At 73.2% G+C, this 25,906-nt stretch carries 27 protein-coding genes; 8 read left to right on the top strand and 19 right to left on the bottom strand.

The features are described 5' to 3' along the window. The first annotated feature begins 167 nt into the window (after window positions 1-167). On the top strand, window positions 168-866 hold the full coding sequence (locus IG05_RS0125715) for an O-methyltransferase (protein WP_078894470.1): 699 nt from the start codon (window positions 168-170) through the stop codon (window positions 864-866). An 84-nt stretch (window positions 867-950) separates the two neighbouring features. Here the strand turns inward: IG05_RS0125715 and IG05_RS45685 are convergent, their stop codons facing one another. Continuing rightward, entirely contained in the window at window positions 951-1,118 is a 168-nt protein-coding gene (locus IG05_RS45685) for a DUF3117 domain-containing protein (RefSeq protein ID WP_018544333.1), read from the bottom strand. A gap of 375 nt (window positions 1,119-1,493) precedes the next feature. Here IG05_RS45685 and IG05_RS0125705 point away from each other — a divergent pair, with 375 nt between their 5' ends. Further along, window positions 1,494-2,297: an enoyl-CoA hydratase/isomerase family protein gene (locus IG05_RS0125705; protein ID WP_030346188.1), complete on the top strand. Its 804-nt coding sequence runs from the start codon at window positions 1,494-1,496 to the stop codon at window positions 2,295-2,297. 35 nt (window positions 2,298-2,332) lie between these two features. On the opposite strand, the gene IG05_RS0125700 is transcribed toward IG05_RS0125705, so the two are convergent. Together IG05_RS0125700 and IG05_RS0125695 are read right to left on the bottom strand one after the other, a co-directional pair. After that, the gene (locus IG05_RS0125700; protein WP_030346187.1) at window positions 2,333-2,920 is read right to left on the bottom strand and encodes a DNA-3-methyladenine glycosylase I; all 588 of its coding nucleotides are present in this window, start codon (window positions 2,918-2,920) and stop codon (window positions 2,333-2,335) included. Next, the gene (locus IG05_RS0125695) at window positions 2,917-3,309 is read right to left on the bottom strand and encodes a DivIVA domain-containing protein (protein WP_051790263.1); all 393 of its coding nucleotides are present in this window, start codon (window positions 3,307-3,309) and stop codon (window positions 2,917-2,919) included. Before IG05_RS0125695 ends, IG05_RS0125700 begins: the two co-directional genes overlap by 4 nt. Before the next feature lie 137 nt (window positions 3,310-3,446). Here IG05_RS0125695 and folP point away from each other — a divergent pair, with 137 nt between their 5' ends. Next, window positions 3,447-4,307, top strand: a complete 861-nt coding sequence (folP, locus tag IG05_RS0125690) for a dihydropteroate synthase (RefSeq protein WP_030346184.1) — start codon at window positions 3,447-3,449, stop codon at window positions 4,305-4,307. A 52-nt stretch (window positions 4,308-4,359) separates the two neighbouring features. Here folP and IG05_RS0125685 read toward each other — a convergent pair whose 3' ends face one another. Together IG05_RS0125685 and dapE are read right to left on the bottom strand one after the other, a co-directional pair. Next, entirely contained in the window at window positions 4,360-5,118 is a 759-nt protein-coding gene (locus IG05_RS0125685; RefSeq protein ID WP_030346182.1) for a TIGR00730 family Rossman fold protein, read from the bottom strand. A 106-nt stretch (window positions 5,119-5,224) separates the two neighbouring features. Continuing rightward, window positions 5,225-6,304, bottom strand: coding sequence for a succinyl-diaminopimelate desuccinylase (gene dapE / locus IG05_RS0125680; RefSeq protein ID WP_030346181.1), 1,080 nt, complete (start codon window positions 6,302-6,304; stop codon window positions 5,225-5,227). Between the two features lie 105 nt (window positions 6,305-6,409). On the opposite strand from dapE, the gene IG05_RS0125675 reads away from it, so the two are divergent. Next, the gene (locus IG05_RS0125675) at window positions 6,410-7,402 is read left to right on the top strand and encodes a heavy metal transporter (RefSeq protein WP_199808381.1); all 993 of its coding nucleotides are present in this window, start codon (window positions 6,410-6,412) and stop codon (window positions 7,400-7,402) included. A 285-nt stretch (window positions 7,403-7,687) separates the two neighbouring features. After that, window positions 7,688-8,131 (top strand): hypothetical protein, encoded by a 444-nt coding sequence (locus IG05_RS0125670; RefSeq protein WP_030346179.1) that lies wholly within the window; start codon window positions 7,688-7,690, stop codon window positions 8,129-8,131. Window positions 8,132-8,214: 83 nt separating this feature from the next. Here IG05_RS0125670 and IG05_RS0125665 read toward each other — a convergent pair whose 3' ends face one another. Together IG05_RS0125665 and fdxA are read right to left on the bottom strand one after the other, a co-directional pair. Then, the gene (locus tag IG05_RS0125665; protein ID WP_030346178.1) at window positions 8,215-9,306 is read right to left on the bottom strand and encodes a bifunctional succinyldiaminopimelate transaminase/glutamate-prephenate aminotransferase; all 1,092 of its coding nucleotides are present in this window, start codon (window positions 9,304-9,306) and stop codon (window positions 8,215-8,217) included. Window positions 9,307-9,429: 123 nt separating this feature from the next. Further along, the gene (gene fdxA / locus IG05_RS0125660; RefSeq protein ID WP_014674796.1) at window positions 9,430-9,750 is read right to left on the bottom strand and encodes a ferredoxin; all 321 of its coding nucleotides are present in this window, start codon (window positions 9,748-9,750) and stop codon (window positions 9,430-9,432) included. A 139-nt stretch (window positions 9,751-9,889) separates the two neighbouring features. On the opposite strand from fdxA, the gene IG05_RS42550 reads away from it, so the two are divergent. Together IG05_RS42550 and IG05_RS0125650 are read left to right on the top strand one after the other, a co-directional pair. Then, window positions 9,890-10,993: a GNAT family N-acetyltransferase gene (locus tag IG05_RS42550; RefSeq protein ID WP_051790262.1), complete on the top strand. Its 1,104-nt coding sequence runs from the start codon at window positions 9,890-9,892 to the stop codon at window positions 10,991-10,993. A gap of 29 nt (window positions 10,994-11,022) precedes the next feature. Continuing rightward, window positions 11,023-11,889 (top strand): transglutaminase-like domain-containing protein, encoded by an 867-nt coding sequence (locus tag IG05_RS0125650; protein WP_030346176.1) that lies wholly within the window; start codon window positions 11,023-11,025, stop codon window positions 11,887-11,889. 24 nt (window positions 11,890-11,913) lie between these two features. Here IG05_RS0125650 and IG05_RS0125645 read toward each other — a convergent pair whose 3' ends face one another. The 8 genes from IG05_RS0125645 to IG05_RS0125610 all read right to left on the bottom strand — a co-directional run bounded on the left by IG05_RS0125645 (window position 11,914) and on the right by IG05_RS0125610 (window position 19,561). After that, window positions 11,914-12,528 (bottom strand): response regulator transcription factor, encoded by a 615-nt coding sequence (locus tag IG05_RS0125645; RefSeq protein ID WP_030346175.1) that lies wholly within the window; start codon window positions 12,526-12,528, stop codon window positions 11,914-11,916. Then, on the bottom strand, window positions 12,525-13,715 hold the full coding sequence (locus tag IG05_RS0125640) for a sensor histidine kinase (protein WP_037814739.1): 1,191 nt from the start codon (window positions 13,713-13,715) through the stop codon (window positions 12,525-12,527). Before IG05_RS0125640 ends, IG05_RS0125645 begins: the two co-directional genes overlap by 4 nt. Before the next feature lie 5 nt (window positions 13,716-13,720). Next, window positions 13,721-14,461, bottom strand: a complete 741-nt coding sequence (locus IG05_RS0125635) for an ABC transporter permease (protein ID WP_030346171.1) — start codon at window positions 14,459-14,461, stop codon at window positions 13,721-13,723. Further along, the gene (locus IG05_RS0125630; protein WP_030346169.1) at window positions 14,458-15,384 is read right to left on the bottom strand and encodes an ABC transporter ATP-binding protein; all 927 of its coding nucleotides are present in this window, start codon (window positions 15,382-15,384) and stop codon (window positions 14,458-14,460) included. Before IG05_RS0125630 ends, IG05_RS0125635 begins: the two co-directional genes overlap by 4 nt. 139 nt (window positions 15,385-15,523) lie before the next feature. After that, window positions 15,524-17,887, bottom strand: coding sequence for a membrane protein (locus IG05_RS0125625; protein ID WP_030346168.1), 2,364 nt, complete (start codon window positions 17,885-17,887; stop codon window positions 15,524-15,526). 157 nt (window positions 17,888-18,044) lie between these two features. Beyond that, the gene (locus tag IG05_RS0125620) at window positions 18,045-18,461 is read right to left on the bottom strand and encodes a DUF6113 family protein (protein WP_030346166.1); all 417 of its coding nucleotides are present in this window, start codon (window positions 18,459-18,461) and stop codon (window positions 18,045-18,047) included. Beyond that, entirely contained in the window at window positions 18,458-19,318 is an 861-nt protein-coding gene (gene mshB / locus IG05_RS0125615; protein WP_030346164.1) for an N-acetyl-1-D-myo-inositol-2-amino-2-deoxy-alpha-D-glucopyranoside deacetylase, read from the bottom strand. Before mshB ends, IG05_RS0125620 begins: the two co-directional genes overlap by 4 nt. Before the next feature lie 48 nt (window positions 19,319-19,366). Continuing rightward, window positions 19,367-19,561 carry a hypothetical protein gene (locus IG05_RS0125610; RefSeq protein WP_030346161.1) on the bottom strand — a complete coding sequence of 65 codons (195 nt, stop codon included), beginning with the start codon at window positions 19,559-19,561 and terminating at the stop codon, window positions 19,367-19,369. A 171-nt stretch (window positions 19,562-19,732) separates the two neighbouring features. Between IG05_RS0125610 and IG05_RS0125605 the strand changes: the two genes are divergently transcribed. Beyond that, window positions 19,733-21,871, top strand: a complete 2,139-nt coding sequence (locus IG05_RS0125605) for a S9 family peptidase (RefSeq protein WP_030346160.1) — start codon at window positions 19,733-19,735, stop codon at window positions 21,869-21,871. A 132-nt stretch (window positions 21,872-22,003) separates the two neighbouring features. On the opposite strand, the gene IG05_RS0125600 is transcribed toward IG05_RS0125605, so the two are convergent. The 4 genes from IG05_RS0125600 to IG05_RS0125585 are packed head-to-tail and all read right to left on the bottom strand — an operon-like array spanning window position 22,004 to window position 25,900. Next, on the bottom strand, window positions 22,004-23,029 hold the full coding sequence (locus tag IG05_RS0125600) for an ABC transporter ATP-binding protein (protein ID WP_030346158.1): 1,026 nt from the start codon (window positions 23,027-23,029) through the stop codon (window positions 22,004-22,006). Beyond that, window positions 23,022-23,996 (bottom strand): ABC transporter ATP-binding protein, encoded by a 975-nt coding sequence (locus tag IG05_RS0125595; RefSeq protein WP_030346156.1) that lies wholly within the window; start codon window positions 23,994-23,996, stop codon window positions 23,022-23,024. The genes IG05_RS0125600 and IG05_RS0125595 overlap by 8 nt, the downstream gene beginning before the upstream one ends. A gap of 7 nt (window positions 23,997-24,003) precedes the next feature. Next, a complete protein-coding gene (locus tag IG05_RS0125590; RefSeq protein WP_030346155.1) occupies window positions 24,004-24,984 on the bottom strand; it encodes an ABC transporter permease in 981 nt (326 codons plus the stop codon). Then, window positions 24,977-25,900, bottom strand: coding sequence for an ABC transporter permease (locus IG05_RS0125585; protein WP_030346153.1), 924 nt, complete (start codon window positions 25,898-25,900; stop codon window positions 24,977-24,979). Before IG05_RS0125585 ends, IG05_RS0125590 begins: the two co-directional genes overlap by 8 nt. Between the last annotated feature and the right edge of the window lie 6 nt (window positions 25,901-25,906).

Genomic DNA, 25,906 nt, shown 5'->3' with positions numbered 1-25,906 from the left:
ACCATAGCCACCTCGCCCGTTAGCTCCGGATAAGCGGTTTTACGAGAATTTGATACACGCTGATACGGCTCATCCGGCTGCGTCAGCAGTTGCTCGGCGCCCTGATCCACCTCTCGCCCCCCGTCGCGTCCCCGACCACCGGCTCATCCCTCTAAACGCCTGGTCCCATCTGCGGGTTCCCGACGCCAACGGATACAGTCACGCCCAGGCAACCACGGGGACAGGAGAGGGTCATTACCGGCAACCGGCAGACGAGCTGGGCGTTCGCCGACGCCTACGTCGCCGAGGACGAAGCGCTGCGCTGGGCCCGCGACCGGGCCCGCGAGGCAGGGCTGCGCTCGGTGTCGCCCAGCACGGGCGCCGCGCTGCGACTGCTCGCCGCCTCCGTGGACGCGAAGGCGGTCGCGGAGATCGGCACGGGCTGCGGGGTCTCCGGGATCCACCTGCTGCACGGGATGCGGCCGGACGGGGTGCTCACCACGGTGGACCCGGAGCCGGACCACCAGCAGTTCGCCCGGCAGGCCTTCCGCGTCTGCGGCTTCGCCAGCAACCGGGCCCGGTTCATCCCCGGCCGCGCGCTGGACGTGCTGCCGCGTCTCGCCGACGCCGGCTACGACCTGGTCTTCTGCGACGGCGACCGGCTGGAGTACCCGGACTACCTCGCTGAATCGTTGCGCCTGCTCCGGCCCGGCGGCCTGGTGGTCTTCGAGGGCGTCTTCGCCAACGGCCGTACGGTCGACTCGGGTCCGCAGCCGACCGAGGTGCTGCGGCTGCGCGAGCTGCTGCGCACCGTCCGGGAGAGCCAGGAGCTCATCTCCTCGCTGCTGCCGGTGGGCGACGGCCTGCTGTGCGCCGTCAAGCGCTGAGCGCGCGGCCGGAGTGGAAAGACGCGGCTGCCCCGACACCGCGTACGATGCCGGGGCAGCCGGTAGGACAGGATGACTGGGACGTCAGACGACGACCTTCTTGAGGGCGTCGCCGAGCGCCTCGGCCTCGTCAGGGGTCAGCTCCACGACGAGTCGACCGCCGCCTTCGAGCGGAACGCGCATGACGATGCCCCGCCCCTCCTTGGTCACCTCGAGCGGGCCATCGCCCGTCCGCGGCTTCATGGCCGCCATGCTCGTTCCCCTTCCTGAAACCAGCTCATCGTCTGCCGACGGCCCCGCGAGGGCAACCGCCATCCGCAACGGAACAGGCGACACCGGCATCGAACACATTGCTTCCCGGCCATTATCCCGCATCGCAGGACCCGATGACCAACATCGGTCGGCATCGCTTGGGCAACGCGCGCGAGCAAAACCACTCAATTCGGCGATGTGACTGCGATACTTCGCCATCGCGCGAAGATCGGCCGAGCGGATCCGCTCCCGTTTTCTTTGACGCAGGTCACACGTCGGGTCCGGCTCCCGGGCGGCGATCTCCGCCATGCTGTCCTCAGACAGGGGCGTACCGAGCGGTACGTCACCAGCCGCGAACACCGGAGGGGATGCGCCATGGCCGACACCGTGCTCTACGAGGTGAGCGACGGACTCGCGACGATCACGCTGAACCGCCCCGAGGCGATGAACGCGCTGGACATCGCCACCAAGGCCGCGCTCCGGGAGGCGGCGGAATCCGCGGCCGGGGACACGGCCGTCCGGGCGATCCTGCTGACGGCGGCCGGTGACCGGGCGTTCTGCGTGGGCCAGGACCTCAAAGAGCACATCGGGCTGCTGGCCGGCGACCGGGCGACCGGGTCCGGGCAGACGATGAGCACGGTCAAGGAGCACTACAACCCGATCGTGCGGGCACTCGCCGGGGCCTCGAAGCCGGTGGTCGCGGCGGTGAACGGCGTCGCGGCCGGGGCCGGGTTCGGGTTCGCGCTCACCGCGGACTACCGCGTCGTGGCCGACACCGCCTCCTTCAACACGTCGTTCGCGGGCGTGGCCCTCACCGCCGACTCCGGCATCTCCTGGACGCTGCCCCGGGTGATCGGCCCGAGCCGCGCCGCCGACCTGCTGCTGTTCCCGCGCAGCATCAGCGCCCAGGACGCGCTGGAGCTGGGCATCGCCAACCGGGTCGTACCGGCGGCCGAGCTGCGCGCCGAGGCCGAGAAGGTGGCGCGGGCGCTGGCCGAGGGGCCGACGGTGGCGTACGCGGCGATCAAGGAGGCGGTGGCCTACGGGCTGACGCACTCGCTGGCGGAGACGCTGGAGAAGGAGGACGAGCTGCAGACGCGGGCGGGGCAGTCCGAGGACCACGCGATCGCGGTGCAGGCGTTCGTGAACAAGGAGAAGCCCAAGTACCTGGGCCGCTGAGTCCGGGGGCCGGGCCTGCGCGGCCCCCGCGGCCCCTACGGGGCGCTGCGGGCCACGCAGGCCGCCAGGTGGTCGTCGACCAGGCCGCAGGCCTGCATCAGCGCGTACGCGGTCGTCGGGCCCACGAACCTGAGCCCCCGCTGCTTCAGGGCCTTGGAGAGGGCCGTCGACTCCGGGGTCACCGCGGGGACGTCCGCGAGGGTCCGCGGGGCCGGCCGGGTCGCCGGGTCGGGGGCGTGGGACCAGATCAGCTCGTCCAGGTCGCCCTCGGCCCAGTCGGCGAGCACGCGCGCGTTGGCGAGGGTCGCGTCGATCTTGGCCCGGTTGCGGATGATGCCCGGGTCGGCCAGCAGGCGCTCGCGGTCGGTGTCGGTGAAGGCGGCGACCTTCTCGATGCGGAAGCCGGCGAAGGCCGCGCGGAAGCCGGGGCGGCGGCGCAGGATCGTGATCCAGGACAGGCCCGACTGGAAGGCCTCCAGGCTGAGCCGCTCGAAGAGGGCGTCGTCGCCGTGGACCGGGCGGCCCCACTCCTCGTCGTGGTAGGCCACGTAGTCGTCGGTGGACAGCGCCCAGGGGCAGCGCAGGGCGCCGTCCGGGCCGGCGACGGCCGCTCCGGTGGTCATCGCCGCTCCTCCGCGCCCTCGCCCTGGTCGGGACGGACGTCGTGGACCTGGTGGACGTCGTGGACCTGGTGGACGTGCGCGGCGGCGGCTCTCGCGCCGGCCAGCGCGGACTCCAGGTCGGCGATGCGGGCGTCGCGCTCCGCCAGTTCGGCGGCGAGGCGGCCGAGGGCGTCGTCGACGTCGGCCATGCGGTAGCCGCGCGGGGCGAGCGGGAAGCGCAGGCTCTCCACGTCCGCGCCGCTCACCGGGCGGTCCTCGGGCAGCGGGTCCTGGAGCCGCTCCGGCGCCACCTCGGGCAGCGGGGCACTCTCGCCGCCGCCCACCACGGCCAGGGTCACCGCGGCGACCACGACGGCCAGCGCGACGACCAGGAACAAGAACATCACCATTGCCTCAGGGTCCCCACGCTCGTTGCCGGCCGCTGTGCCGGAGCCGAATCTGTCAGGCTCCGATCGTGCCATGTGAGTGTGACAGTTAGGGTCACAGGCGGCCGTACTGCGGAACGTACTAGGAGAGGTCACAGCGGATGCTCAGGCTGGGCAGGCGGGAATTCGGGCCGCACGAGCCGGTGATCATGGCGATCGTGAACCGGACGCCGGATTCCTTCTACGACCGGGGAGCCACCTTCCGCGACGAGCCGGCCCTCGCGCGCGTGGAGCAGGCCGTGGCCGAGGGCGCCGCGATCATCGACATCGGCGGAGTGAAGGCGGGGCCCGGCGAAGAGGTCACGGCGGAGGAGGAGGCGCGCCGCACGGTCGGGTTCGTCGCGGAGGTACGGCGCCGGTTCCCGGACGTGGTCATCAGCGTGGACACCTGGCGGGCCGAGGTCGGCGAGGCCGTGTGCGAGGCCGGCGCGGACCTGCTGAACGACGCGTGGGGCGGGGTCGACCCGCGGCTCGCGGAGGTCGCGGCGCGGTACGGGGCGGGGCTGGTGTGCACCCACGCGGGGGGTGTGGAGCCGCGGACGCGTCCGCACCGGGTGACGTACGACGACGTCGTGGCCGACATCCTCCGGGTGACCGTCGGGCTGGCCGAGCGGGCGGTGGCGCTCGGGGTGCCGCGGGAGTCCGTGCTGATCGATCCCGGGCACGACTTCGGGAAGAACACCCGGCACAGCCTGGAGGCGACGCGGCGGCTGGACGAGATGGTGGCCACGGGGTGGCCGGTGCTGGTGTCGCTGTCGAACAAGGACTTCGTGGGCGAGGCGCTGGACCGGCCGGTGAAGGAACGGCTGATCGGCACGCTGGCGACGACCGCGGTCTCCGCGTGGCTCGGGGCGCAGGTGTACCGGGTGCACGAGGTGGCCGAGACCCGGCAGGTGCTGGAGATGGTCGCGTCCATCGCCGGCCACCGGGTCCCCGCCGTGGCTCGCCGGGGTCTGGCCTAGGGCGGGAGGTCCCGGGGACCGGGGGGCCCGGCCCCCCGGTCCCGGGCCGGGCCTAGCGGGCCGCCTCCTTGGAGACCAGGGCCACCGCCTCGTCCACCTCGTCGGTGACGTGGAAGAGCAGGAGGTCCTTCTCCGCGGCCTTGCCCTCGGCCACCAGCGTGTTCTTCAGCCATTCCACCAGGCCTCCCCAGTACGCGCTGCCGAAGAGGACGATCGGGAAGCGGGTGACCTTCTGGGTCTGGACCAGGGTGAGGGCCTCGAAGAGTTCGTCGAGCGTGCCGAGGCCGCCGGGCAGGACCACGAAACCCTGCGCGTACTTCACGAACATCATCTTGCGGACGAAGAAGTACCGGAAGTTCAGCCCGATGTCGACGTAGGGGTTCAGCCCCTGCTCGAAGGGCAGCTCGATGCCGAGGCCGACGGAGGTGCCGCCCGCCTCGCTCGCCCCCTTGTTGGCCGCCTCCATCGCTCCGGGGCCGCCGCCCGTGATGACCGCCCAGCCGGCCTGCACCAGTCCGCGGCCGAGCCGCACCCCGGCGTCGTACTCCGGTGAGTCCACCGGCGTCCGTGCCGAGCCGAACACGCTGATGGCGGGCGGGAGTTCGGCGAGGGTGCCGAAGCCCTCGATGAACTCCGACTGGATGCGCAGGACCCGCCAGGGGTCGGTGTGCACCCAGTCCGTGGGGGCACGCTCGTCCAGCAGCCGCTGGTCGGTCGTGCTGGCGGTCACCTGGCCGCGCCGTCGGAGGACCGGTCCGAGCCGCTGCTCGTCCGGCGGCTGCTTCTTCCCCTCGGGGTTCCCGGTAGCCATGTGGCACTCCCTCCGCTTGCCGGCAGTTCGATCTCAGACTAGATCCACGCGCGTTACGGAGGGGGGACCTGGGCATGTCCGGCGGGCACCGGAGCGGCCCGGACCTCTAGGCGGTGAGCCAGTTCCGCAGCCGCTCCTCGCCCGCGAGGATCTTCGCCGTGTCCACCCGCTCGTCGCGCTTGTGGGCCAGGTGCGGGTTGCCGGGGCCGTAGTTGACGGCGGGGACGCCCAGCGCGGAGAAGCGTGAGACGTCCGTCCAGCCGTACTTGGGCTTCGGCGTGCCGCCCACCGCCTCGATGAAGGCCGCGGCGGCCGGGTGGGAGAGGCCGGGCAGCGCGCCGGGGCTGTGGTCGTCGACCGTGAACTCCTCCACACCGCAGTCCGCGAACACCTCGCGGACGTGCGCGATCGCCTCCTCCTCGGTGCGGTCGGGGGCGTACCGGAAGTTGACCGTGACCACGCACTCGTCCGGGATGACGTTCCCGGCCACTCCCCCGCCGATACCGACGGCGTTCAGGCCCTCGCGGTACTCCAGGCCGTCGATGACCGGCCGGCGGGCCTCGTAGGAGGCCAGGCGGGCCAGGATCGGGGCCGCCGCGTGGATGGCGTTGGAGCCCATCCAGCCACGCGCCGAGTGGGCCCGCTCGCCCTTGGTCCGCAGCAGCACCCGCAGCGTGCCCTGGCAGCCGCCCTCCACCTCGCCGTCGGAGGGCTCCAGCAGGACCGCGAAGTCACCGGCCAGCCAGTCCGGGTGGGCCTCGGCGACGTGCCGGAGGCCGTTGAGATGCGCGGCGACCTCCTCATTGTCGTAGAAGACGAAGGTCAGGTCGCGGTTGGGGGCGGGGACCGTGGCCGCGATGCGCAGCTGCACCGCCACGCCCGACTTCATGTCGCAGGTGCCGCAGCCCCACAGCACGCCGTCCGCGTCGAGCCGCGAGGGCACGTTGTCCGCGATCGGCACGGTGTCGATGTGACCGGCCAGGATCACCCGCTCGGCGCGGCCCAGGTTCGTACGGGCGATCACGTTGTTGCCGTGGCGGTCGACCGTCAGGTGCGGCAGGGCCCGCAGGGCGGTCTCGACGGCGTCCGCGAGAGGCTTCTCGGTGCCGCTCTCGGACGGGAAGTCCACGAGCTGCGCGGTGAGCGCGGCGGCGTCCAGCGTGAGATCAAGCGAGGTGTCGGCCATGGTCACGACCCTAGCGCGCCGCCCCGGGCGGACCGGCTCAGTCGCGGCGGCCGGCCTGTGCGGACCCCCGGCGAGGGGCCGGCGGGGCTCCAGTACCTTGTACGCGTGTCAGAGCCGTCCCCCACCCGTCCCAAGCGCCGCGGTCGCCTTCTGCGTGTCTGCGCGGCCCTGTTGGTCCTGTGCGGCGTCGTCGCGTACCTCGTGGTGCAGTACGTCACCGGAGGCGGCGGGGCGCGCGGCTGCACGGTGGTCTCGGCCTCCGGCGACGGGGCGTCGTACGAGTTCACGCCCGAGCAGGCGGTGAACGCGGCGACCATCGCGGCCGTCGGCACCGGGCGCGGGATGCCGGAGCGGGCCGTGACGATCGCGCTGGCGACCGCGCTGCAGGAGTCGGGGCTGCGGAACATCGGGCACGGCGACCGGGACTCGCTGGGCCTGTTCCAGCAGCGGCCCTCGCAGGGCTGGGGCACCGAGCGGCAGATCATGGACCCGGCGTACGCGGCGGGCATCTTCTACGCGCACCTGGCGAAGGTGCCGGACTACCCGGACCTGCCGCTGACGGTGGCCGCGCAGCGGGTGCAGCGCAGCGGCTACCCGGAGGCGTACGCCAAGCACGAGCCGGACGCCGCGCTGCTCGCGGCGGCCCTGACCGGGCGGGCGGCGGCCACCCTGACCTGCGACGGGCGCCCGCGGCGCACGGCGTCGGCGACGGGTCCGGACGCGGTGCGGCAGGCGCTGGTACGGGACTTCGGGCGGGACGCGCTCCAGGAGACCGGTGCGGTGGTGGGCGGGACGCCGGTGCCGTCGCCGTCCCCGTCGCCGAGCGTGACCGCGACCGCGCGCGGGCGGACGGTGACGGTTCCGGTGCCGGAGGGCACGCGGCGGGACGCGACCGGGCGCGGCGAGCGGGAGCGGGGCTGGCAGCTCGCGCAGTGGGCGGTCGCCAACTCCTCGGCGCTGCACATCGAGCGGGTGTCGTACGCGGGGCGGGTGTGGACCGCGGGGAGCGACAGCGACGCGTGGCGGACGCCCGGTTCGCAGGGGAACGGCGGGGCGGAGCAGTCGGTGGGCGCGGTGCGCATCGTGGCCGGACAGTAGTACGGGCGATCACTCCGGCGGGTTGTGCGGGGCGGGACCGGCCGGCGGTGGGGACGGATGGCGGGCCGGGTGCGCGTTCCCTTGGAAAACAAGGGGTGGAAGGATTCTGCGCGGAGTTACGCGGACGTCGTTTGCCCGTTTTTATCCACACCTGATAATGCGATGCGTTATCCATTCTTTACCCGGGGCGTCCGCAACCTTCGCGGGTTTCGAGCGGTAGTCACGGCGTCCGAGCCGGACACGGACTCGGGCCCACACCGTTTTTCTCCCGTCGAATGGAGCATCATGACCCTCCCTCTGACCCGCCGGATCGCCCGTGCCGCGCTGCTCGTCGCAGCGGGAGCGGCTGCCGGGGTCGGTGCGGCCGGCTCCGCCGGAGCGGCCACGAACCTGCCGGCGGCGACCCCGAACCTGGGCGGTCTGACCGCGCTGGACGGGGCGCACGTCGGCAACACCGTCGACGGCGCCACGAGCAGCGTCACCTCGGTCGCGGGTGACACGGGCGGCGCGGCGGTCAAGCAGGCGGTGCCGGCCGCGGGCAAGACCGGCGGCGGTGCCGTGACGAAGGCGGCGCAGAAGGCCGCGGGGGCCGCGGCCGGGGCCGCGGGGGGTGTCCTCGGGGACGCCGCCTCCGGTGCGACGAAGGGCGGCCTGCCGACGGACTCGCTCACCAAGGGCGGCCTGCCGACGTCGTCCCTGCCGGCCAAGGGCCTGCCGCTGGGCGGCTGAGCCCGGCTGTGACACCGACGGGGCCCGGGATCTCCTCCCGGGCCCCGTCGGCCTTCGTACGGGTGGTACGGCCCACCCCGCGGTCACAGGCGGGAGACCGCTGCCCGCACCCGTTCGTCCGTCGCCGTGAAGGCCACGCGGACGTGGTTCCCGCCCGCCTCGCCGTAGAAGTCGCCCGGGGCCACCAGGATGCCGCGGGCGGCGAGGTCGGCGACCGTGGTCCAGCAGGACTCGTCCCGGGTGGCCCAGAGGTAGAGGCTGGCCTCGCTGTGCTCGATGCGGAAGCCGGCGGCGAGCAGGGCCGCGCGCAGGGCCTCGCGGCGGGCCGCGTAGCGTCCGCGCTGCTCGTGCACGTGGGCGTCGTCGCCGAGCGCCGCCACGACCGCGGCCTGGGTCGGCGCGGAGGTCATCATGCCGCCGTGCTTGCGGATCTCCAGCAGCGGGCCCAGGACGGCCGGGTCGCCGGCGACGAAGGCCGCGCGGTAGCCCGCCAGGTTGGACCGCTTGGACAGGGAGTGGACGGCGACGATGCCGTCGTAGGAGCCGCCGTTGACGTCCGGGTGCAGGACCGAGACCGGGTCGGTCTCCCAGCCCAGCTCCAGGTAGCACTCGTCGGAGAAGACGAGGACGTCGTGCGCGCGGGCCCAGGCGACGATGTCCGTCAGCTCCTGCTTGCCGATGACCTTGCCCGTCGGGTTGGACGGGGTGTTCAGCCACAGCAGCTTCAGACCGGCGGGGTCCAGGTCGCGCGGGTCGTCGTAGACCTCGTGGGCCGCGCGGGCGAGGCGGGCGCCGACCTCGTAGGTGGGGTAGGCCAGGCGCGGGTAGGCGACCTTGTCGCCGGGGCCGAGGCCGAGCTGGGTCGGCAGCCAGGCCACCAGTTCCTTGGAGCCGACGACCGGCAGCACGTGGCGGTGGGTGACCCCGCGGGCGCCCAGGCGGCGCTCCAGCCAGCCGGTGATCGCGTCGCGCAGGGCGGGGGTGCCCCAGACGGTCGGGTAGCCCGGGGAGTCGGCCGCGTCGATCAGGGCCTTCTGGACCAGCTCGGGGACCGGGTCGACCGGGGTGCCGACGGAGAGGTCGACGATGCCGTCCGGGTGGGCCTCGGCCGTCTTCTTGTACGGGGCCAGCTTGTCCCACGGGAAGGCGGGCAGGCGGTCGGAGACTGCGGACACGGGAATCAGGCTCACTTTCGTACGGTGCGGCAAACGCCTCGGTCCCGTACGGCCGCGATCGGGACGATCGGGCCGTACGGGACCGAGGCGGCGCGCTATGGCGGCCGCTTGGCGCTCAGACGGTCACTCGCCCTGCGGCGGCAGCGCGGCGACGAAGGGGTGGTCGCGCTCGATCAGCCCCAGCTTGCTGGCACCGCCGGGCGAGCCCAGCTCGTCGAAGAACTCGACGTTCGCCTTGTAGTAGTCCTTCCACTCCTCCGGGACGTCGTCCTCGTAGAAGATCGCCTCGACCGGGCAGACCGGCTCACAGGCACCACAGTCGACGCATTCGTCCGGGTGGATGTACAAGGACCGCTGGCCCTCGTAGATGCAGTCGACCGGGCACTCCTCGATGCACGCCTTGTCCTTCACGTCGACACAAGGCTGCGCGATGACGTAGGTCACGCTGTCGTTCCTCCTCGATAGGGCGCTGGCGAGCCTCCTCAGGCCCGCCGCCTGGCGCGCGGGAGCGCGGCGTCGTCGATGCCCGCCCCTAGTATCTCCGTTTCGGAGCATGTTCCGAACAGGAGGGGTGAACTGACCGGTGGAAATCTCGGCGAAAGGACGCCTGGAGGTCCGGATCACCCCGGCTGACGTGGGCAAACGGGTCTCCGTACGGCGCTTGGGCGAACCCGGTACCGGACCGGAGAAGTTCACTGACACGGTGGGTGTTCTCACATCATGGGACGGCGGCGTGCTCATGATCACACGACGGGACGGGGAAACGGTACGGATTCCCGAGAACACGCTGGTCGCGGGCAAAGTGGTGCCCGCGGCCCCGGCGCGGCGCAGGGGGCCCGCCGCCACGTACCCGGAACTCGCGCACATCGCCGCTCGCGCGTGGCGGCCGGTGGAGAGCGAGCGGCTGGGCGAGTGGGAGCTGCGGGCGGCGGGCGGGTTCACGCGCCGGGCCAACAGCGTGCTGCCGCTCGGTGACCCCGGCCTGCCGCTCGACGCGGCCCTGACGGCCGTGCGCCGCTGGTACGGCGAGCGCGGCCTGCCCGCCTACGTGCAGACCGCGACCGGCGCCGAGGGCACGCAGGAGCTGCTGTGCGCGGAGCTGGAACGGCGCGGCTGGGTGCGCGAGGTGACCGCCGAGGTGTGGACCGGGGCGCTGGCGCCGGTCGCGGACCGGGCCCCGGGCGCGGGAGTGGCGCTGTCCCGGACGGCGGACGAGGCGTGGCTCGCGCGGTACCGGCGCAAGGGGCTGGGCGAGGTGGCCCTGCGGGTGCTGTCCGGCGGGCCCTCGGTGTGGTTCGCCTCGGTGCCCGGTGCCGGGGAGGGCGAACCGCCCGCGGCGATCGGCCGGTGTGTCGTGGACGGGCGGTGGGCCGGGTTCGCCGCGGTCGAGGTGGACCCCGGGCGGGGGCGCCAGGGGCTGGCCACCGAGGTGATGGCCGCGCTGGCCCGGCGCGCGCTGGACGAGGGCGCCTCGGCGGCCTGGCTCCAGGTGGAGTCGGACAACGAGGGCGGCCGGGCGCTGTACCGGGCCCTCGGCTTCCTGCCGCACCACGCCTACCACCACTACCGGGCTCCCGCGGAGCCCGGCCGGGAGGCGGACGCAGGGACCGGCACCGGCTCGCCCGGGGGGCCGGAAGCATCCTCGCCCGGGGGGCCGGAGGCATCCGCCCGCTCCGGGCGTCCGTAGAACGCGCCGTGGAAGGGCAGGAGCTTGGCATGAGTCATCCGTATCTGCCGCCCCCGTACCCGCCCCCGCCGGAGCGCTCCGCCGAGCTGCGGCGGCGGTTCGCCGAGGAGGCCCGGGCCGAGCGGCCGGACGTGTCGGCGCTGTGCCTGCTGATCGGCGCGGAGACGGACGGCTCGCTGGACGAGACCGGCATCGACGCCGCGCAGGTGGAGCTGGACCGGCTGGCGGGCGAGCTGCCGTACCGGCCGGACGGGCCGCGTGCGTGGGCGGAGGCCGTACGCCGGCTGCTCGGCGCCCGCTACGGGTTCCACGGGACGCCGGGTGACTACCAGCGGCTGGAGTCCTCGCTGCTGCACGAGGTGCTGCGGCGGCGGCGCGGGCTGCCGATCCTGCTGTCGGTGGTGTGGCTGGAGGTCGCGCGCCGGGCGGGCGCCCCGGTGTACGGGGTCGCGCTGCCGGGGCACTTCGTGGTCGGGTTCGGCACGACGGCCGAGCAGGTGCTGGCCGACCCGTTCGACGGGGGCCGGGTGCTGACCGGGACGGACGCCGAGTTGCTGGTGGCGGGCGCGACGGGGGCGCCGCTGCACCCCTCGATGCTGGAGCCGGCGCCGCCGCTGGACGTCGTCCAGCGCATCCTGAACAACATCCGGGCGTGGGCGGCGGCACGGCCGGAGCGGTCCGATGTGGCGCTGCGGGCCGTGGACTTGGCGCTGCTCATCCCCTCCCATCCGGCGCGGCTGCGCTACGAGCGGGGGCAACTGCTGGTGCAGCGCGGTCAGTTCACCGCCGGCGCGGAGGAGATGGAGTACTACGCCGACCTGATCGAGGTGGTGGACGAGGCGGCCGCGCGCAAGGTGCGCCAGGAGGCGGGTACGGCGCGGGCCAAGCTCAACTGAGCCCGGGGGCCGGAGCCGTCCCCGTCAGAGCCATCCCTTGTCGCGGGCGATGCGTACCGCCTCGGCGCGGTTGCGCGCCGCCAGTTTCTGGATGGCGGTGGAGAGGTAGTTGCGGACCGTGCCCTGGGAGAGGTGCAGGGCACGGGCCAGCTCGGCGTTGGTGGAGCCGTCGGCCGCCGAGCGGAGCACCTCCCGTTCGCGCTCGGTGAGCGGGTTGGCGCCCTCGGCGAGCGCGGCGGCGGCCAGCGTGGGGTCGATGACCCGCTCGCCGGCCAGCACCTTGCGGATCGCCTCGGCGAGCTGGGCGGCCGGGGCGTCCTTGACGAGGAAGGCGTCGGCGCCCGCCTCCATGGCGCTGCGCAGGTAGCCGGGCCGGCCGAAGGTGGTGAGGACGACCAGCTTGACCCGCGGGAACTCCCGGTGCACCCGGGCCGCGGCCTCGATGCCGGTGCAGCCCGGCATCTCGATGTCGAGCAGCGCGACGTCCACGCCGTGCACGCCGACGGCCGCGAGCACCTCGTCGCCGCGCGCGACCTGGGCGACGACCTCGATGTCGTCCTCCAGGCCGAGCAGCGCGGCCAGCGCCTCGCGGACCATCGACTGGTCCTCGGCGAGGAGTACCTTGATCGTGCTCGTCATGCCCCGGATCCTACGTCGGCCGCGGGGGCCGTGGGGACGCGGGCGACCAGCCGGAACCCGTGCCTGACCCGGCCCGCCTCCAGGGTGCCGCCGGCCTTCTCCAGCCGCTCGGTCAGCCCGGTCAGACCGTTGCCGGGGCCCGCGCCGGAGCCGCCGGACCCGTCGTCCTCGACGCAGAGTTCGAGCACCGGCCCGTCCAGGGTCTGGCGGCGCAGCAGCCGGACGGCGCAGCGGTCGGCGCCGCTGTGCCGGACCACGTTGGTGACGGCCTCGCGCAGCGCCCAGGCGAGCGCGGACTCGGCCTCCTCGGGGACGCCGGCGAGGTCGGGTTCGGCCGGCACCTCGGCGGCGACCCCGGCGGCGGTCAGGGCGACCTGGACACCGGCGAGTTCGGCGGCGAGCCGGGGCCGCCGGTAGCCGGTGACGGCCTCCCGGACGTCGACCAGGGCCTGCCGGCTGACCTGTTCGATGTCGGCGACCTGCTGGGCCGCCTTGTCGGGCTGGCCGGGCAGCATCCGGCCGGCCAGCTCGCTCTTCAGCGTGATCAGCGACAGCGAGTGGCCGAGCAGGTCGTGCAGGTCGCGGGCGAGGCGCAGGCGCTCCTCGTTGGCGGCGAGCTGGGCGACGGTGGCCCGCGCCTTGCGCAACTCGATGGTGGTGCGGACCAGTTGGCCGACCCCCACCATCGCGAAGCCGATCAGCGGGACGAGGAGCAGGGTCTCGTCCGCCTTCTCGTTCCAGCGCAGTCCGACGAGGTACATTACGACGGTCGCCGCGGGGATCGACCAGCACGCGGCCCGGACCGGCAGGGTCGCCCCGCAGCCGACCGACAGGTAGACGAACAGGCCGAGCCAGGCGCCGCCGAGGGTGTACGACAGCAGGGGCGCGAGGACCGCGAGGGCCGAGAGCAGCGAGACGACGACGCGGGGCGAGAACGGCCGGCCGATGTTCCGGAAGACCAGCGTCAGATAGGCGGTGACGAAGACGGCGAGGCCGATCGCGCCGCCGGCCGTGGCACCCGTGGTGTGGTGGCCGGAGGCCAGGTCCTTCACCGGGGAGCTGAGGAAGACCAGCCAGACGCCGATCCACAGCACCTTCACCATAAGCTCGCGCCGGCTGCGGGGCCCCTGGCCGATGCGCACCTGGTGCTCCGGCCGCGCCTCACCGGTCTGCCGGTCTTCCGTCATGCTGCTCACGCCTTCAGCGTGTCCTTCCGGTACAGCCAGGCCGCGCCGCCCGCGAAGAGGACGAAGTAGACGGCGAGGATGGCGACGTCCGTCGCGCTCGGGGCCTGGCTCTGCTCGATCGCCCGTCCCACGGCAGCGTACGCGTGCGTGGGCAGCCACTTGGCGATGTCCTGGAGGACCTGCGGGAAGGTGGTGGACGGCATCCACAGGCCGCCGAGGATCGACAGACCGAAGTAGATGATCATCGTGATGGGCCGGACCGCGTCCCCGGAGGCCAGGTACCCGAGGGCCACGCCGAGCGCGGCGAAGACGAGGCTGCCGGCCCAGATCGAGCCGGTGAGGGCGAGCCACTGCCAGGCGTCCAGGCGGACGTGCTTGAGCGCGGCGGCGGCGAGGAAGACCACGACGATCGACGGCAGGCTCACCACGGCCGCGCTGGCGGTCTTGGCGAGGACGTAGCCGCGCCCGGGCAGAGTGGTCAGCCGCAGCTGCCGTACCCAGCCGCTCTCGCGCTCCTTGGCGATGCGCTCGCTGTTGCCCATCAGGACGGCGGTCAGGGCGCCGAAGGAGGCCATCGAGACCATCAGGTAGGTGGCGACGGTCAGGCGGGTGCCGTCGATCCTCTCGTCCGCTCCGGAGCTGCTGGAGAAGATCAGGAAGAGGATCGCGGGGTAGAGCACCGAGAAGAACAGGAACTTCTTGTTCCGCAGGGCGCGGGCGAGTTCGAGCTTGATCAGGGCGGTCACGACTGCTTGGCCTCCTCGGCCTCGGTGATGGCGACGAAGGCCTGCTCCAGGCCGAGGCCGGCGACTTCCAGGTTGCGGGGGTACACGCCGAGGCCGTACAGGGCGTGGACGGTGGCGTCGGCGTCGGAGGACTGGATGCGGACGGTCTGGCCGGACACGTCCAGGGAGGTGAGGAACGGCAGGCCGCGCAGGGGGCCCTCCTCGATCCCGCCCTCCAGGTCGAAGGAGATCCGCCGCGCGCCCGCCTTGGCCTTGATCTCGGCCGCGGTGCCGTCGGCGAGCAGCCGGCCCCGGTGCAGCACCAGCACCCGGTCGGCGATGGCGTCGGCCTCTTCCAGGTAGTGGGTGGCGAACAGGACCGTACGGCCCTGGTCGGCCTGTTCCCGCATGGTGGCCCAGAAGGCCTGGCGGGCGGAGACGTCCATGCCGGTGGTCGGCTCGTCCAGGATGATCAGGTCGCTGTCGCCAGCCGTGGCCAGGGCGAACCGGACCCGCTGGGCCTGGCCACCGGAGAGCTTGTTGACCTTGCGGTCGGCGATCTGCGCGATGCCGGCCCGGGCGATCACGTCGGCCGGGCGGTACGGCCGGGGGTGCAGCGAGCAGGCCAGTTTCACCAGTTCGGCGACGGTGACCTCGTCCATCAGACCGCCGCTCTGCAGCATGGCGCCGACCCGGCCGGCGACGATCGCCTCGCGCGGGCCGGTGCCGAACAGGCTCACCGTGCCGCTGTCGGCGTGCTTGAGCCCGAGGAGCAGGTCCAGGGTGGTGGACTTGCCGGCCCCGTTCGGGCCGAGGAGGGCGACGGTCTCGCCCGGGTACAGCCGGAGCGAGAGGCCGTCGACGGCCCGCACGCTCCCGTACGTCTTGGTCACCTGGTCGAACCCGACCACCGGGGTGGTGGCGGGCGCCGCTGTCGTCGTCATGCGTCCATGCTGGCCGCAAGGGCACCGGCCGCGGCAGTGTCGGCGGTCCTGGGTGCCGGATGACAGATGTCATGCGGAACGGGTGACACGCGCCCGAGGGGGCGCCCTCCGGGAAGGGCGCCCCCTCGGGAACGACCGGCTAGCCGGGGTTGGTGTCGACGACCCCGACGCGCTCCGCGGCCGTCCTGCCGCGCAGCGCCTTGCGCAGAGCGGCGACGACGTCCTGCGGCAGCACACCCCGCTTCCCGGTCGCGGTCTGGACCTGCACCCCGTCGAAGGTGCTGCCGTACGCGTCCTTGAGCGCCTTGAGGTCGTACGTGTCCACGAGCTTGCCGTCGACCGCCTTGAAGCTGATGATCTTCGGCAGCGAGACCGGGCCGAACGGGATGCTGTGCGCCGCGTCGGTCTGCACCCGGACCAGGCCGGACATCGCGGGCTTCGCGAAGTCCTTCATCATCCGGTCGACCTCGGCGTTCGACACCGTCGGCTGCCTGGTGGCGGTCGGCACGGCGACCGCGGGCGCGGCGCCCTGCTCCACCAGGGTGCGGTAGGCCTGTTCGACCGCGTTGGTCGAGCGGCCGGCGTCGATGGCCTTGCCCGCCTTGCCGTAGACGGCCACGGCCTTGCCGGACTCGAACTTGATGGTGCCGTCCGTGACCGATCCCGAGCCGCCGCCGGCCTGCTGGAGCGCGGCCTGCAGCTTCTCCTCGTCCACCGGCATGACCGGCTGGACCACGCGCTTCTGCCCGAAGAGGGAGCCGACCACGTGCACCGGGTTGTAGTCGCTCTTCGCGGCATCGCTCACGGTGGCCTGGTAGTCGAACTGCAGCCCCGCGTTCTCCGGCGTCAGGGTGACCGTGTTGCCGCCCACGGACAGCTTCAGCGGCTTGTTCACCCGGCTGCCGAAGGCGTCGTCCAGCTTCTTGACGGCGTCGTCGCGGGTGCCGCCGCCGATGTCGACACCGAGCACGGTGGTGCCCTTGGGCACGTCGGTGTGGTTCATCAGCAGGCCGGCGCCGTAGGCACCGCCGGCGACGACGACCACGCCGACGGCGAGCAGCATCAGCTTGCTGCGGCCCTTCTTCTTCGGCTTGCCCGCCGCCTTGGGCGCGGCCGGCTGCTGCGGCTTGGGCGCGGCGGGCGCCGCCGGGCCGTCGGGGTGGGTGCCGAACGGGGCCTTCCCGGCGCTCGGGACGACCGGGATGCCGCTGGTGACGGTGTGTCCGGAGACGTTCTCGGCGGCCGGGGAGCGGTAGCCGGGCGTGCCCGGTTCCGGGGCCGGCTTCTGCGGGGTGAGGATCGCGGTGTCGTCACCGAACCCGCCGCCGGGTCCGGCGGGACGGGCCGCCGGAGCGCCGGAGCCGTCGAGGCCGGCGAGCGCGCTGCGGCCGGGCGGGGTGCCGTAACCGGCGCCGGAGGGGCCGTCGAAGGGCTCACCCGGCCCCGCGCCGGGGCCGCCCGCGGCCCGCGGGGCGAGGGTGCCGTCGCCGGTGACCGGGCCGCTGGTGGGGCCGGCCGGGCCCTGCGGGCCGCCGGGACCGCCTTGGCCGCCGGGCCCGTTGTAGCCGCTGGCGCCGCCGTGCCCGTGGGCACCGCCCGCCGTACCGCCGTAGCCGTCGTGCCCGTGGGCCGCGGTCGCGCCGGAGCCCTGGCCGCCGGCGCCGGCCGGGCCGGTACCGAAGCCGTCCGGTCCGGTGTCGCCGGGGCGGTCCGTGCGGTCCGCCTGGTCCGCGAAGTACGGCAGGCCGTCCCGGCGGGGCTCGCCGGGGCCGGGGCGGGCTCCCGCGCCCAGCGGGCCCGCGTTCAGCGCCTCGGTGACGTCGAAGGATCCGGTGCCGCCGCCGTGGCCCGGGGCGACGGGGCCGCCGGTGGCGCCGGGCAGGCCCTTGCCGTTGGTCCCGCCGGGGCGGGAGCCGCCCACGCTCATGGAGCCGACCACTGCGCCGGGACGGCCGCTGCCGGGGCGTGCGCCGGTGGTACCGGCCGCACCGGACGCCGCCGGACCACCCGTACGGCCGCCGGGCGTGCCGGTGGAGGCGGCAGGGGCGGCGGAACCGCCGGGGATCCCGGCGCCGTTCGTGCCGTCGCCGCCCGGACCGCCCTTGGAGGCCGAGGACTTGCGGGGCGCGAACCAGTCGCTGGTCTTCTCCTCCGCCGGGGCCGCGGGCTCGGCCGGGGCCCCGGCGGGGGCGGAAGCGGTGGGCGTCCGGTCGGCGGCGGGCCGCGGCTCGGCGGCGGGCGCCTCGTTCCCGGAGCCCTCGCCGTCCCCGACGGGCTTGCGCATGACGACCGGCGGGATGGGCCGGGAGCCGGGGATGTTGATCCGGATCCGGGTCGTCAGCGTGGTCTCGGTCTTCTTCTCCTCCGGTCGCGAGCCCGAACGGCCCGCGCCCGCAGCGTCGTCGGAAACCATGGGGGTCCCGTACGGCGGCGTGCCGGAGGGGTATGCGGCTCCGCCGCGCCCGTCGGGCCCGGAGGACGGAGTGTCAGTTTCACGACTCAAGGCAGGTTCTCCCGGTTGGCTCCACCGCCCGTGACGACCTCACTGCGGGCGGCTCGGCGGCGCGCACCACCATACTGGCCACTTCTGGCGCTTATCCCATGACCGCCGAGGAAACCCACACCGGACTCGCACGCGCGCCGCACGGCGAAGTGGTACGTCATTTCCCAAGTCGGGCGGCGCCGCCGCGAGGTTGCCGCCCGGCGCCGACGGTGGCGCAGATCACAGCGAGGGCCATGCCGCCGAGCAGGAAGAGGTAGGAACCGCCGCCCGCGCCGAACAGGAAGTCGCCCTCGGGCCGTGTGGTGGTGAGCAGGACGACGGCGACGATCCAGCCCGCCGCCGGCGCAACCGCCCCGCCCCGGCCCCGGGTGGCGTACGCGCCGCCGAGGAAGAGCCCGGCGGCGCCGGCGAGGGCGAGCAGCAGCCCGCCGGGGAACCAGCCGGCCTGCACCAGGGCACCGGCGAGGCCCACGAGCGCGCCAAGCAGGAACAGGCCGGCGAGGGCGGCGGCCCGGCCGGCGGAGGGCGGGCGCAGCGGCTGGGCCAGCAGGGGGCCGTTCCCGCCGGCGCTCATGACGCCTCCCCGGGGCCGAGGCCGGCGAACAGGTCGGTCTCGCCGGGCTGTCCGGAGCCGCGCACCAGCTCGTAGTACTCGGTGGTGAACAGCGGCTGGGCGAGCGCGTTGGAGAGCGCGAAGCAGCCCTCGGCCACCTCGATCTGGGTGGCGTGGGCGCGCATCGCGGCGGCCTTGGCGGCTGCGTACGGGGTGCCGTCGACCGCGGTGGTGATCCGTGCGTCGTCCACCACGCCGGGTACGTCGTCCACGGAGGCGCTCTTGTCGAACGGCAGTGCGGACAGTTCGTCCTGGAGGCGGGCGAAGGCGGCGTCGGCGACGGAGCGCGGGACGCGGTTCCAGTACACCTTGGCGATACGGTGGCCGCGTTCGGCCGCGAGGTCGGCCGCGCGCATGGCGACGCGGTGGGCCTGGATGTGGTCCGGGTGCCCGTAGCCGCCGTTGTCGTCGTACGTCACGAGGACCTGCGGGCGGACCTCCAGGATCACCTCGGCGAGCCGGCCGGCCGCCTCGTCGACGTCGGCCTGCCAGAAGCAGCCGGGGTCGGCGTTCTCGGCCAGGCCCATCATCCCGGAGTCGCCGTACCGCCCGGCCCCGCCGAGCAGCCGCACGTCCCGGACCCCGAGCGCGGCCGTGGCCGCGGCCAGCTCCCCGCGCCGGTGCGCACCCAGCGCCGGGCCCGTCAGATGCCGCAGCTCCGCCGGGATGACCTCGCCCCGCTCCCCCAGGGTGCAGGTGACCAGGGTGACGTGGGCACCCTCGGCCGCGTACCTGGCCATGGTCGCGCCGTTGTTGATCGACTCGTCGTCCGGGTGCGCGTGCACCAGGAGAAGACGCCGGGTGGGCAGTTCCGTCATGGCAACCACCCTACGAGGTCCCCGCGCCGGCACCCGGGACGGCGGCCGTCAGAACTTGATGCTGCCGATCATGCTGGCGACGTTGGTCGTCAGCTCGCTGATCGTGGGAGCGACCGTCGAGGAGGCGAGGTAGAAGCCGAGCAGCATGCAGACGACCGCGTGGCCGCCCTTCAGCCCTGACTTCTTGATCAGCAGGAAGACGATGATCGCCAGCAGCACCACCGCCGAAATCGAGAGTGCCACGGCGGCTCACCTCCAAAGATCCCAGGGACGCGGGTTCTAGATCAGTTGAGCAAATCCATGCAGATGCCAGGGGTTTATACCCACTCTGCGGTAGTGATCATAACTATCCGTACTCGCGCATCGGTCGGCGCACAGCCGCACAAGGGGGCGCATGGCCAATATGGTCGGGGTATGACGACCGAGGCTGACTCCTTCCCCCGTCGGCACGCCCGGACCCAGCGGTTCACGCTCGGCGCGCCGCGTGCGTTCACCGTGGCACCCGACGGTTCGCGTGTCGCGTTCCTGCGTTCCGGCTCCGGCGCGGACCGGGCCAACTCCCTGTGGGTACTGGACCTTCCGGAGGGCACCGAGCGCCCGGCGGCCGACCCGCGCGCGCTCCTCCAGGGCGCCTCCGAGGAACTGTCCGCCGAGGAGCGGGCGCGCCGCGAGCGCAGCCGCGAGGGCGGTGCCGGCATCGTCGGCTACGCCACCGACGCTGCCCTGGAGTTGGCGTCTTTCGCCTTGTCAGGGCGGCTTTTCACGGCGGAGCTGCGGACCGGGACGACACGCGAACTGCCGGTCCCCGGGCCGGTGATCGACCCCCGCCCGGCCCCCGACGGACGGCACATCGCGTACGTGGCCCAAGGCGCGCTCAGGGTGGTGGGTGCCGAGGGGGACGGCGACCGGGCGCTGGCCGAGCCGGAGGCGGCGGACGTCTCCTACGGCCTCGCGGAGTTCGTCGCGGCCGAGGAGATGGCACGCTCGCGCGGGTTCTGGTGGGCGCCGGGGTCGGACCGGCTGCTCGTGGCGCGCGTGGACGACACGCCGGTGCAGCGGTGGTGGATCGCGGACCCGGCCCGTCCGGAGCGTGAGCCAAATAACGTCAGGTACCCCGCGGCGGGCACCCCGAACGCGGACGTACGTCTGTTCGTCATCGGCCTCGGCGGGGAGCGCACGGAGGTCGCATGGGACCGGTCCCGCTATCCGTACCTGGCGCGTGTGCACTGGTCAGAGGCGGGTGTGCCGCTGCTGCTGGTACAGGCGCGGGACCAGCGCAGCCAGCTGTTCCTGGCGGTGGACCCGGATTCCGGGGCCACCCGCATGGTGCACGCCGACGAAGATCCAACTTGGCTGGAACTTTTCGCCGGAGTGCCCTGCTGGAGCCCTTCCGGGCAGCTTGTCCGGATCGCGGACGAGGCCGGCGCGCGGGTCCTGACCGTCGGCGAACGCCCGCTGACCAGCGGTCAGTTGCACATCCGGGCGGTCCTGGACGTGGGCGCGGAGGACGTACTGGTTTCCGCCTCTTCCGGTCCGGAGGCCGGGACGCCGGAAATTGGCGAAGTCCATGTGTACCGCGTGAACGAGCTCGGTGTGGAACGCGTGTCGCAGGAGCCCGGTGTGCACACGGCGGTCCGCTCCGGGGGCGTGACGGTTCTGGTGTCCGCCGCGCTGGACCGGCCGGGCACCCGGGCCCAGGTGCTGTGTGACGGAAAAGCGACGGCAACTGTCCGCTCGTACGCAGAAGATCCCGGTTTGACCCCCCGGGTGACCCTCACGGAGGGGGGCGCACGCCGAATTCCGTGCGCCGTGCTTATGCCACGGGACTACCACGGTGACACTCCCCTGCCGGTCCTCATGGACCCCTACGGCGGCCCGCACGGCCAGCGGGTGGCCGCCGCGCACAACGCCCACCTGACCTCCCAGTGGTTCGCCGACCAGGGCTTCGCGGTGATCGTCGCCGACGGCCGGGGCACCCCGGGCCGTTCGCCGGCCTGGGAGAAGTCCATCCGGGACGACGTGGCGGCCGTCACGCTCCAGGACCAGGTCGACGCGCTGCACGCGCTCGCCGAGCGGTACCCGCTGGACCTGGACCGGGTGGCGATCCGTGGCTGGTCCTTCGGCGGCTACCTGGCGGCGCTGGCGGTGCTGCGCCGCCCCGACGTCTTCCACGCGGCGGTGGTCGGCGCCCCGGTCACCGACCTGCGGCTGTACGACACCCACTACCAGGAGCGCTACCTCGGCGACCCGAACGAGCAGCCGGAGGTCTACCGGCGCAACTCGGTGATCGACGACGCCGGCCTGGTCGACCCGGCCGAGCCGCACCGCCCGATGATGGTCATCCACGGGCTGGCGGACGACAACGTGGTCGTCGCCCACTCGCTGCGCCTGTCCTCCGCCCTGCTGGCCGCCGGCCGCCCGCACGAGGTGCTGCCGCTGTCCGGGGTGACCCACATGACCCCGCAGGAGGCGGTCGCCGAGAACCTGCTCCTCCTCCAGCTGGACTTCCTCCGGCGCTCCCTCGCCGGGCCGGCCGGGGACGAACTGCGTTAACACGCAGGCAACTTCACGGAAGCGGTACCGATATACGGACACGGAAGACTGATCAGCGTACGGCCGTGCGGGTGCCGTGAGCGGGCCGGGATGCCATGTCATCCCGGCCCGTTGCCGTCGGACCGCGGTTCCTTACGGCGGTACGACCTGCCTCTCCTCCGCGAAGTGGCACGCCGAGGCGTGGGCCGCGGGGCCGGCGGTGGCACGGAAGACGGCCGGGACGGCGAGCGCCGGGACCTCCCGGGCGCAGCGCTCCTGCGCCTTCCAGCAGCGGGTGCGGAAGCGGCAGCCGGAGGGGATGCCGGTCGGCGAGGGCACGTCGCCGCTCAGCAGGATCCGCTCACGGTGCTCGCGGGCCTCGGGGTCGGGCACGGGCACGGCGGAGAGCAGGGCCTGGGTGTAGGGGTGGGTCGGGTGGTCGTAGATCTCGCTGTCGCGGCCCGTCTCCACGATCCGGCCCAGGTACATCACCGCGATCCGGTCCGAGATGTGCCGGACGATGGACAGGTCGTGCGCGATGAAGACGTACGACAGGTCGAACTCCGCCTGGAGCCGGTCCAGCAGGTTGATCACCTGGGCCTGGACCGAGACGTCCAGCGCGGACACCGGCTCGTCGGCGACGATGATCTCGGGCCGCAGCGCCAGCCCCCTCGCGATGCCGATGCGCTGGCGCTGGCCGCCGGAGAACTGGTGCGGGTAGCGGTTGACGTACTCCGGGTCGAGGCCGACCACGTCCAGCAGTTCCCGCACCCGGCGGCGGCGGTCGCCCCTGGGGGCCACCTCGGGGTGGATCTCGTACGGCTCCCCGATGATGTCGCCGACCGTCATCCGGGGGTTGAGCGAGGTGTAGGGGTCCTGGAAGACCATCTGGATGTTCCGGCGCACCGCTTTGAGGGCCCTGCCGGAGAGCCGGGTGATGTCCTCGCCCTTGAACCTGATGGTGCCGGCGGTCGGGCGCTCCAGGTTGCACAGCAGCTTCGCGACCGTCGACTTGCCGCAGCCGGACTCCCCGACGATGCCGAGGGTCTCGCCCCTGCCGAGGGTGAAGTCGACACCGTCGACCGCCTTCACCGCGCCGGTCTGCTTCTTGAAGAGGACGCCCCGGGTGAGGGGGTAGTGCTTGACGAGGCCGCTCACCTCCAGGATCGGCTCAGCCATCCAGGCACTCCCTCCAGAAGTGGCAGGCGCTGCCCCGGCTGTCGGACACCGCGTGGAGCGGCGGCTCCTCGGTGCGGCACACGTCCCGGGCCATCGGACAGCGCGGGTGGAAGGAGCAGCCCGGCGGGATGTGCGCGAGGTTCGGCGGCTGCCCCTTGATGGCGTACAGCTGCCGGCCCTTCTGGTCCAGGCGCGGGATGGAGTCGAGCAGGCCCCGGGTGTAGGGGTGGGCGGGCGCCTTGTAGATGTCGTGGACGGGCGCGGACTCGACGATCCTCCCGGCGTACATCACGGCGATCCGGTCGGCCACGTCCGCGACCACGCCGAGGTCGTGGGTGATGAGGACGAGTCCCATGCCGTACTCGCGCCGCAGCTCCGCGAGCAGGTCCATCACCTGGGCCTGGACCGTGACGTCGAGGGCGGTGGTGGGTTCGTCGGCGATGATCAGTGCCGGTTCCAGGGCCAGCGCCATGGCGATCATGATGCGCTGGCGCATCCCGCCGGAGAACTGGTGGGGGTAGTCCCGCACCCGCTGGGCGGCGCCCGGGATCCGCACCCGCTCCATCAGTTCGACGGCCCTGGCCCGCGCGTCCTTCCTCGACGTCCCCCGGTGGACGACGAACATCTCCCCCAGCTGGTCGCCCACGGTCATGACGGGGTTGAGGGCGGACAGCGCGTCCTGGAAGATCATCGCCATCCCGGTGCCCCGGATCCTGCGCCGCTCCTCTCCCTTCAGCGTCAGCAGGTCCCGGCCGTCGAAGAGGATCTCGCCGCCGGTGATCCGGGCCGGGGGCGTGTCGAGGATGCCCATGACCGCCTGCGCGGTGACCGACTTCCCGGAGCCGGACTCCCCGAGCACGGCGAGGGTCTCCCCCGCGTCCACCCCGAGATCCACCCCGTTGACGGCGTGCGCCACCCCGTCCCGGGTCCGGAACTCCACCCACAGGTCCCGCACTTCCAGCAGCACGCCGCCCTCACCTCAGCTTCGGGTCGAGGGCGTCGCGGACCGCGTCGCCGAGCATGATGAAGGCCAGGACCGTGACCGCGAGGGCGCCCGAGGGCCACAGGAGGGCGTGGGGGGCGTTGCGGATGTACGGGGAGGCGGCGGAGATGTCGATGCCCCAGGAGACGCTGGGCGGTTTGAGGCCGACGCCGAGGTAGGACAGGGTCGCCTCCAGGGCGATGTAGGTGCCGAGCGCGATGGTGGCGACGACGATCACCGGCGCCACGGCGTTCGGGGTGATGTGCCGCAGCAGGATGCGGCTGTCGGAGGCGCCGAGGGCGCGGGCGGCCTGGACGTAGTCGTGCTGCTTGGCGGTGATGACGGAACCGCGCGCGATCCGGGAGATCTGCGGCCAGCCGAGCAGCACCATGAACCCGATGACCGGCCAGACCGTATTGGAGGTCACCACGGAGAGGAGGACGAGACCGCCGAGGACGACCGGGATGGCGAAGAAGATGTCCGTGATCCGGGACAGCACCGAGTCCCACAGCCCGCCGAAGTAGCCCGCGAGGCCGCCCAGCACCGAGCCGAGCACCGCCACCCCGAGGGTCGCCAGCACCCCCACCGTGACGGACGCCCGGGCGCCGTAGACGGTCCGGGTGTAGACGTCGCAGCCCTGACCGTCGTAGCCGAAGGGGTGCCCCGGCCGGGCCCCCTCCCGGGCCTTGGCCAGGTCGCACGTCAGGGGGCTGCCGGAGGCGATCGCCGAGGGCCATACGGAGATGACGATCAGGAACAGGATGACCAGCGCGGAGAGCAGGAAGACCGGGTTGCGGACCAGGTCGCGCCGGGCGTCGGACCACAGCGAGCGCGGCCTGCCCACCGGCCCCGTGCCGCCCGCTCCCCGCGGCGCCGCCTCCAGCGTGGCCGCCTCGCTCGCGCCGAGGTCCATCGCGCCGCCCATGCCGGTGCCGGCGATCGCGCGCTCGGGCTCGTACGGCTGTTCAGGCATAGCGGATCCTCGGGTCGAGTACGGCGTACAGGAGGTCGACGAGGAGGTTGGCCACCAGGAAGACCAGGACGAGGACGGTCACGAAGCCGACGACGGTCTGCGTGTTCTGGCGCAGGATGCCCTGGTAGAGCTGGTAGCCGACGCCGTGGATGTTGAAGATCCGCTCCGTGACGATCGCCCCTCCCATCAGCGCGCCGATGTCGGTCCCGATGAAGGTGACCACCGGGATGAGCGAGTTGCGCAGCAGGTGCCGGGTGATGACCCGGTGCCGGGGCAGGCCCTTGGCGACGGCCGTGCGGACGTAGTCGGACCGCCGGTTCTCGGCGAGGGAGGTGCGGGTGAGCCGGGTGACGTAGGCGAGGGAGACGGAGGCGAGGACCAGACCCGGCACGATCAGTTCGCCGAACGTGGCGTCCGGGGGGACGGACGGTCTGACCCAGCCCCATTCCACCCCGAACAGCAGCTGGAGCAGCAGTCCGGTGACGAAGGTGGGCACGGAGATCACCACCAGGGTCAGCAGCAGCACGGTGGTGTCGACGGGCCGCCCGCGCTTGAGGCCGGTCAGCACGCCGAGCGTGACGCCGACGACGACCTCGAACAGGACGGCCACGACCGTGAGCCGGACGGTGACGGGGAACGCCGTGGCCATCAGCTCGGTGACCCGCTGGCCGTTGAACGCCGTACCGAAGTCGCCGGTGAAGACGTTCCCCATGTAGGTGGCGTACTGCTGCCAGAGCGGCTTGTCGAGGCCGAACTCCCGCCTGAGCTGGGCGGCGGTCGCCGGGTCGCACTGCCGCTCGCCGCACAGGCCCGCGACCGGGTCGCCCATCACGTTCACCATGAGGAAGATCAGCAGGGTGGACCCGACGAACACCGGGACCATCTGCAGCAGTCGCCGGACGACGTAGCGTCCCATGGCGGC

The sequence above is a fragment of the Streptomyces sp. NRRL S-1022 genome (genome assembly GCF_000720135.1).
Taxonomy (GTDB): Bacteria; Actinomycetota; Actinomycetes; order Streptomycetales; family Streptomycetaceae; genus Streptomyces.
The sequence above is the reverse complement of the archived record's forward strand: the minus strand, read 5'-3'. Positions and strand labels throughout refer to the sequence as shown.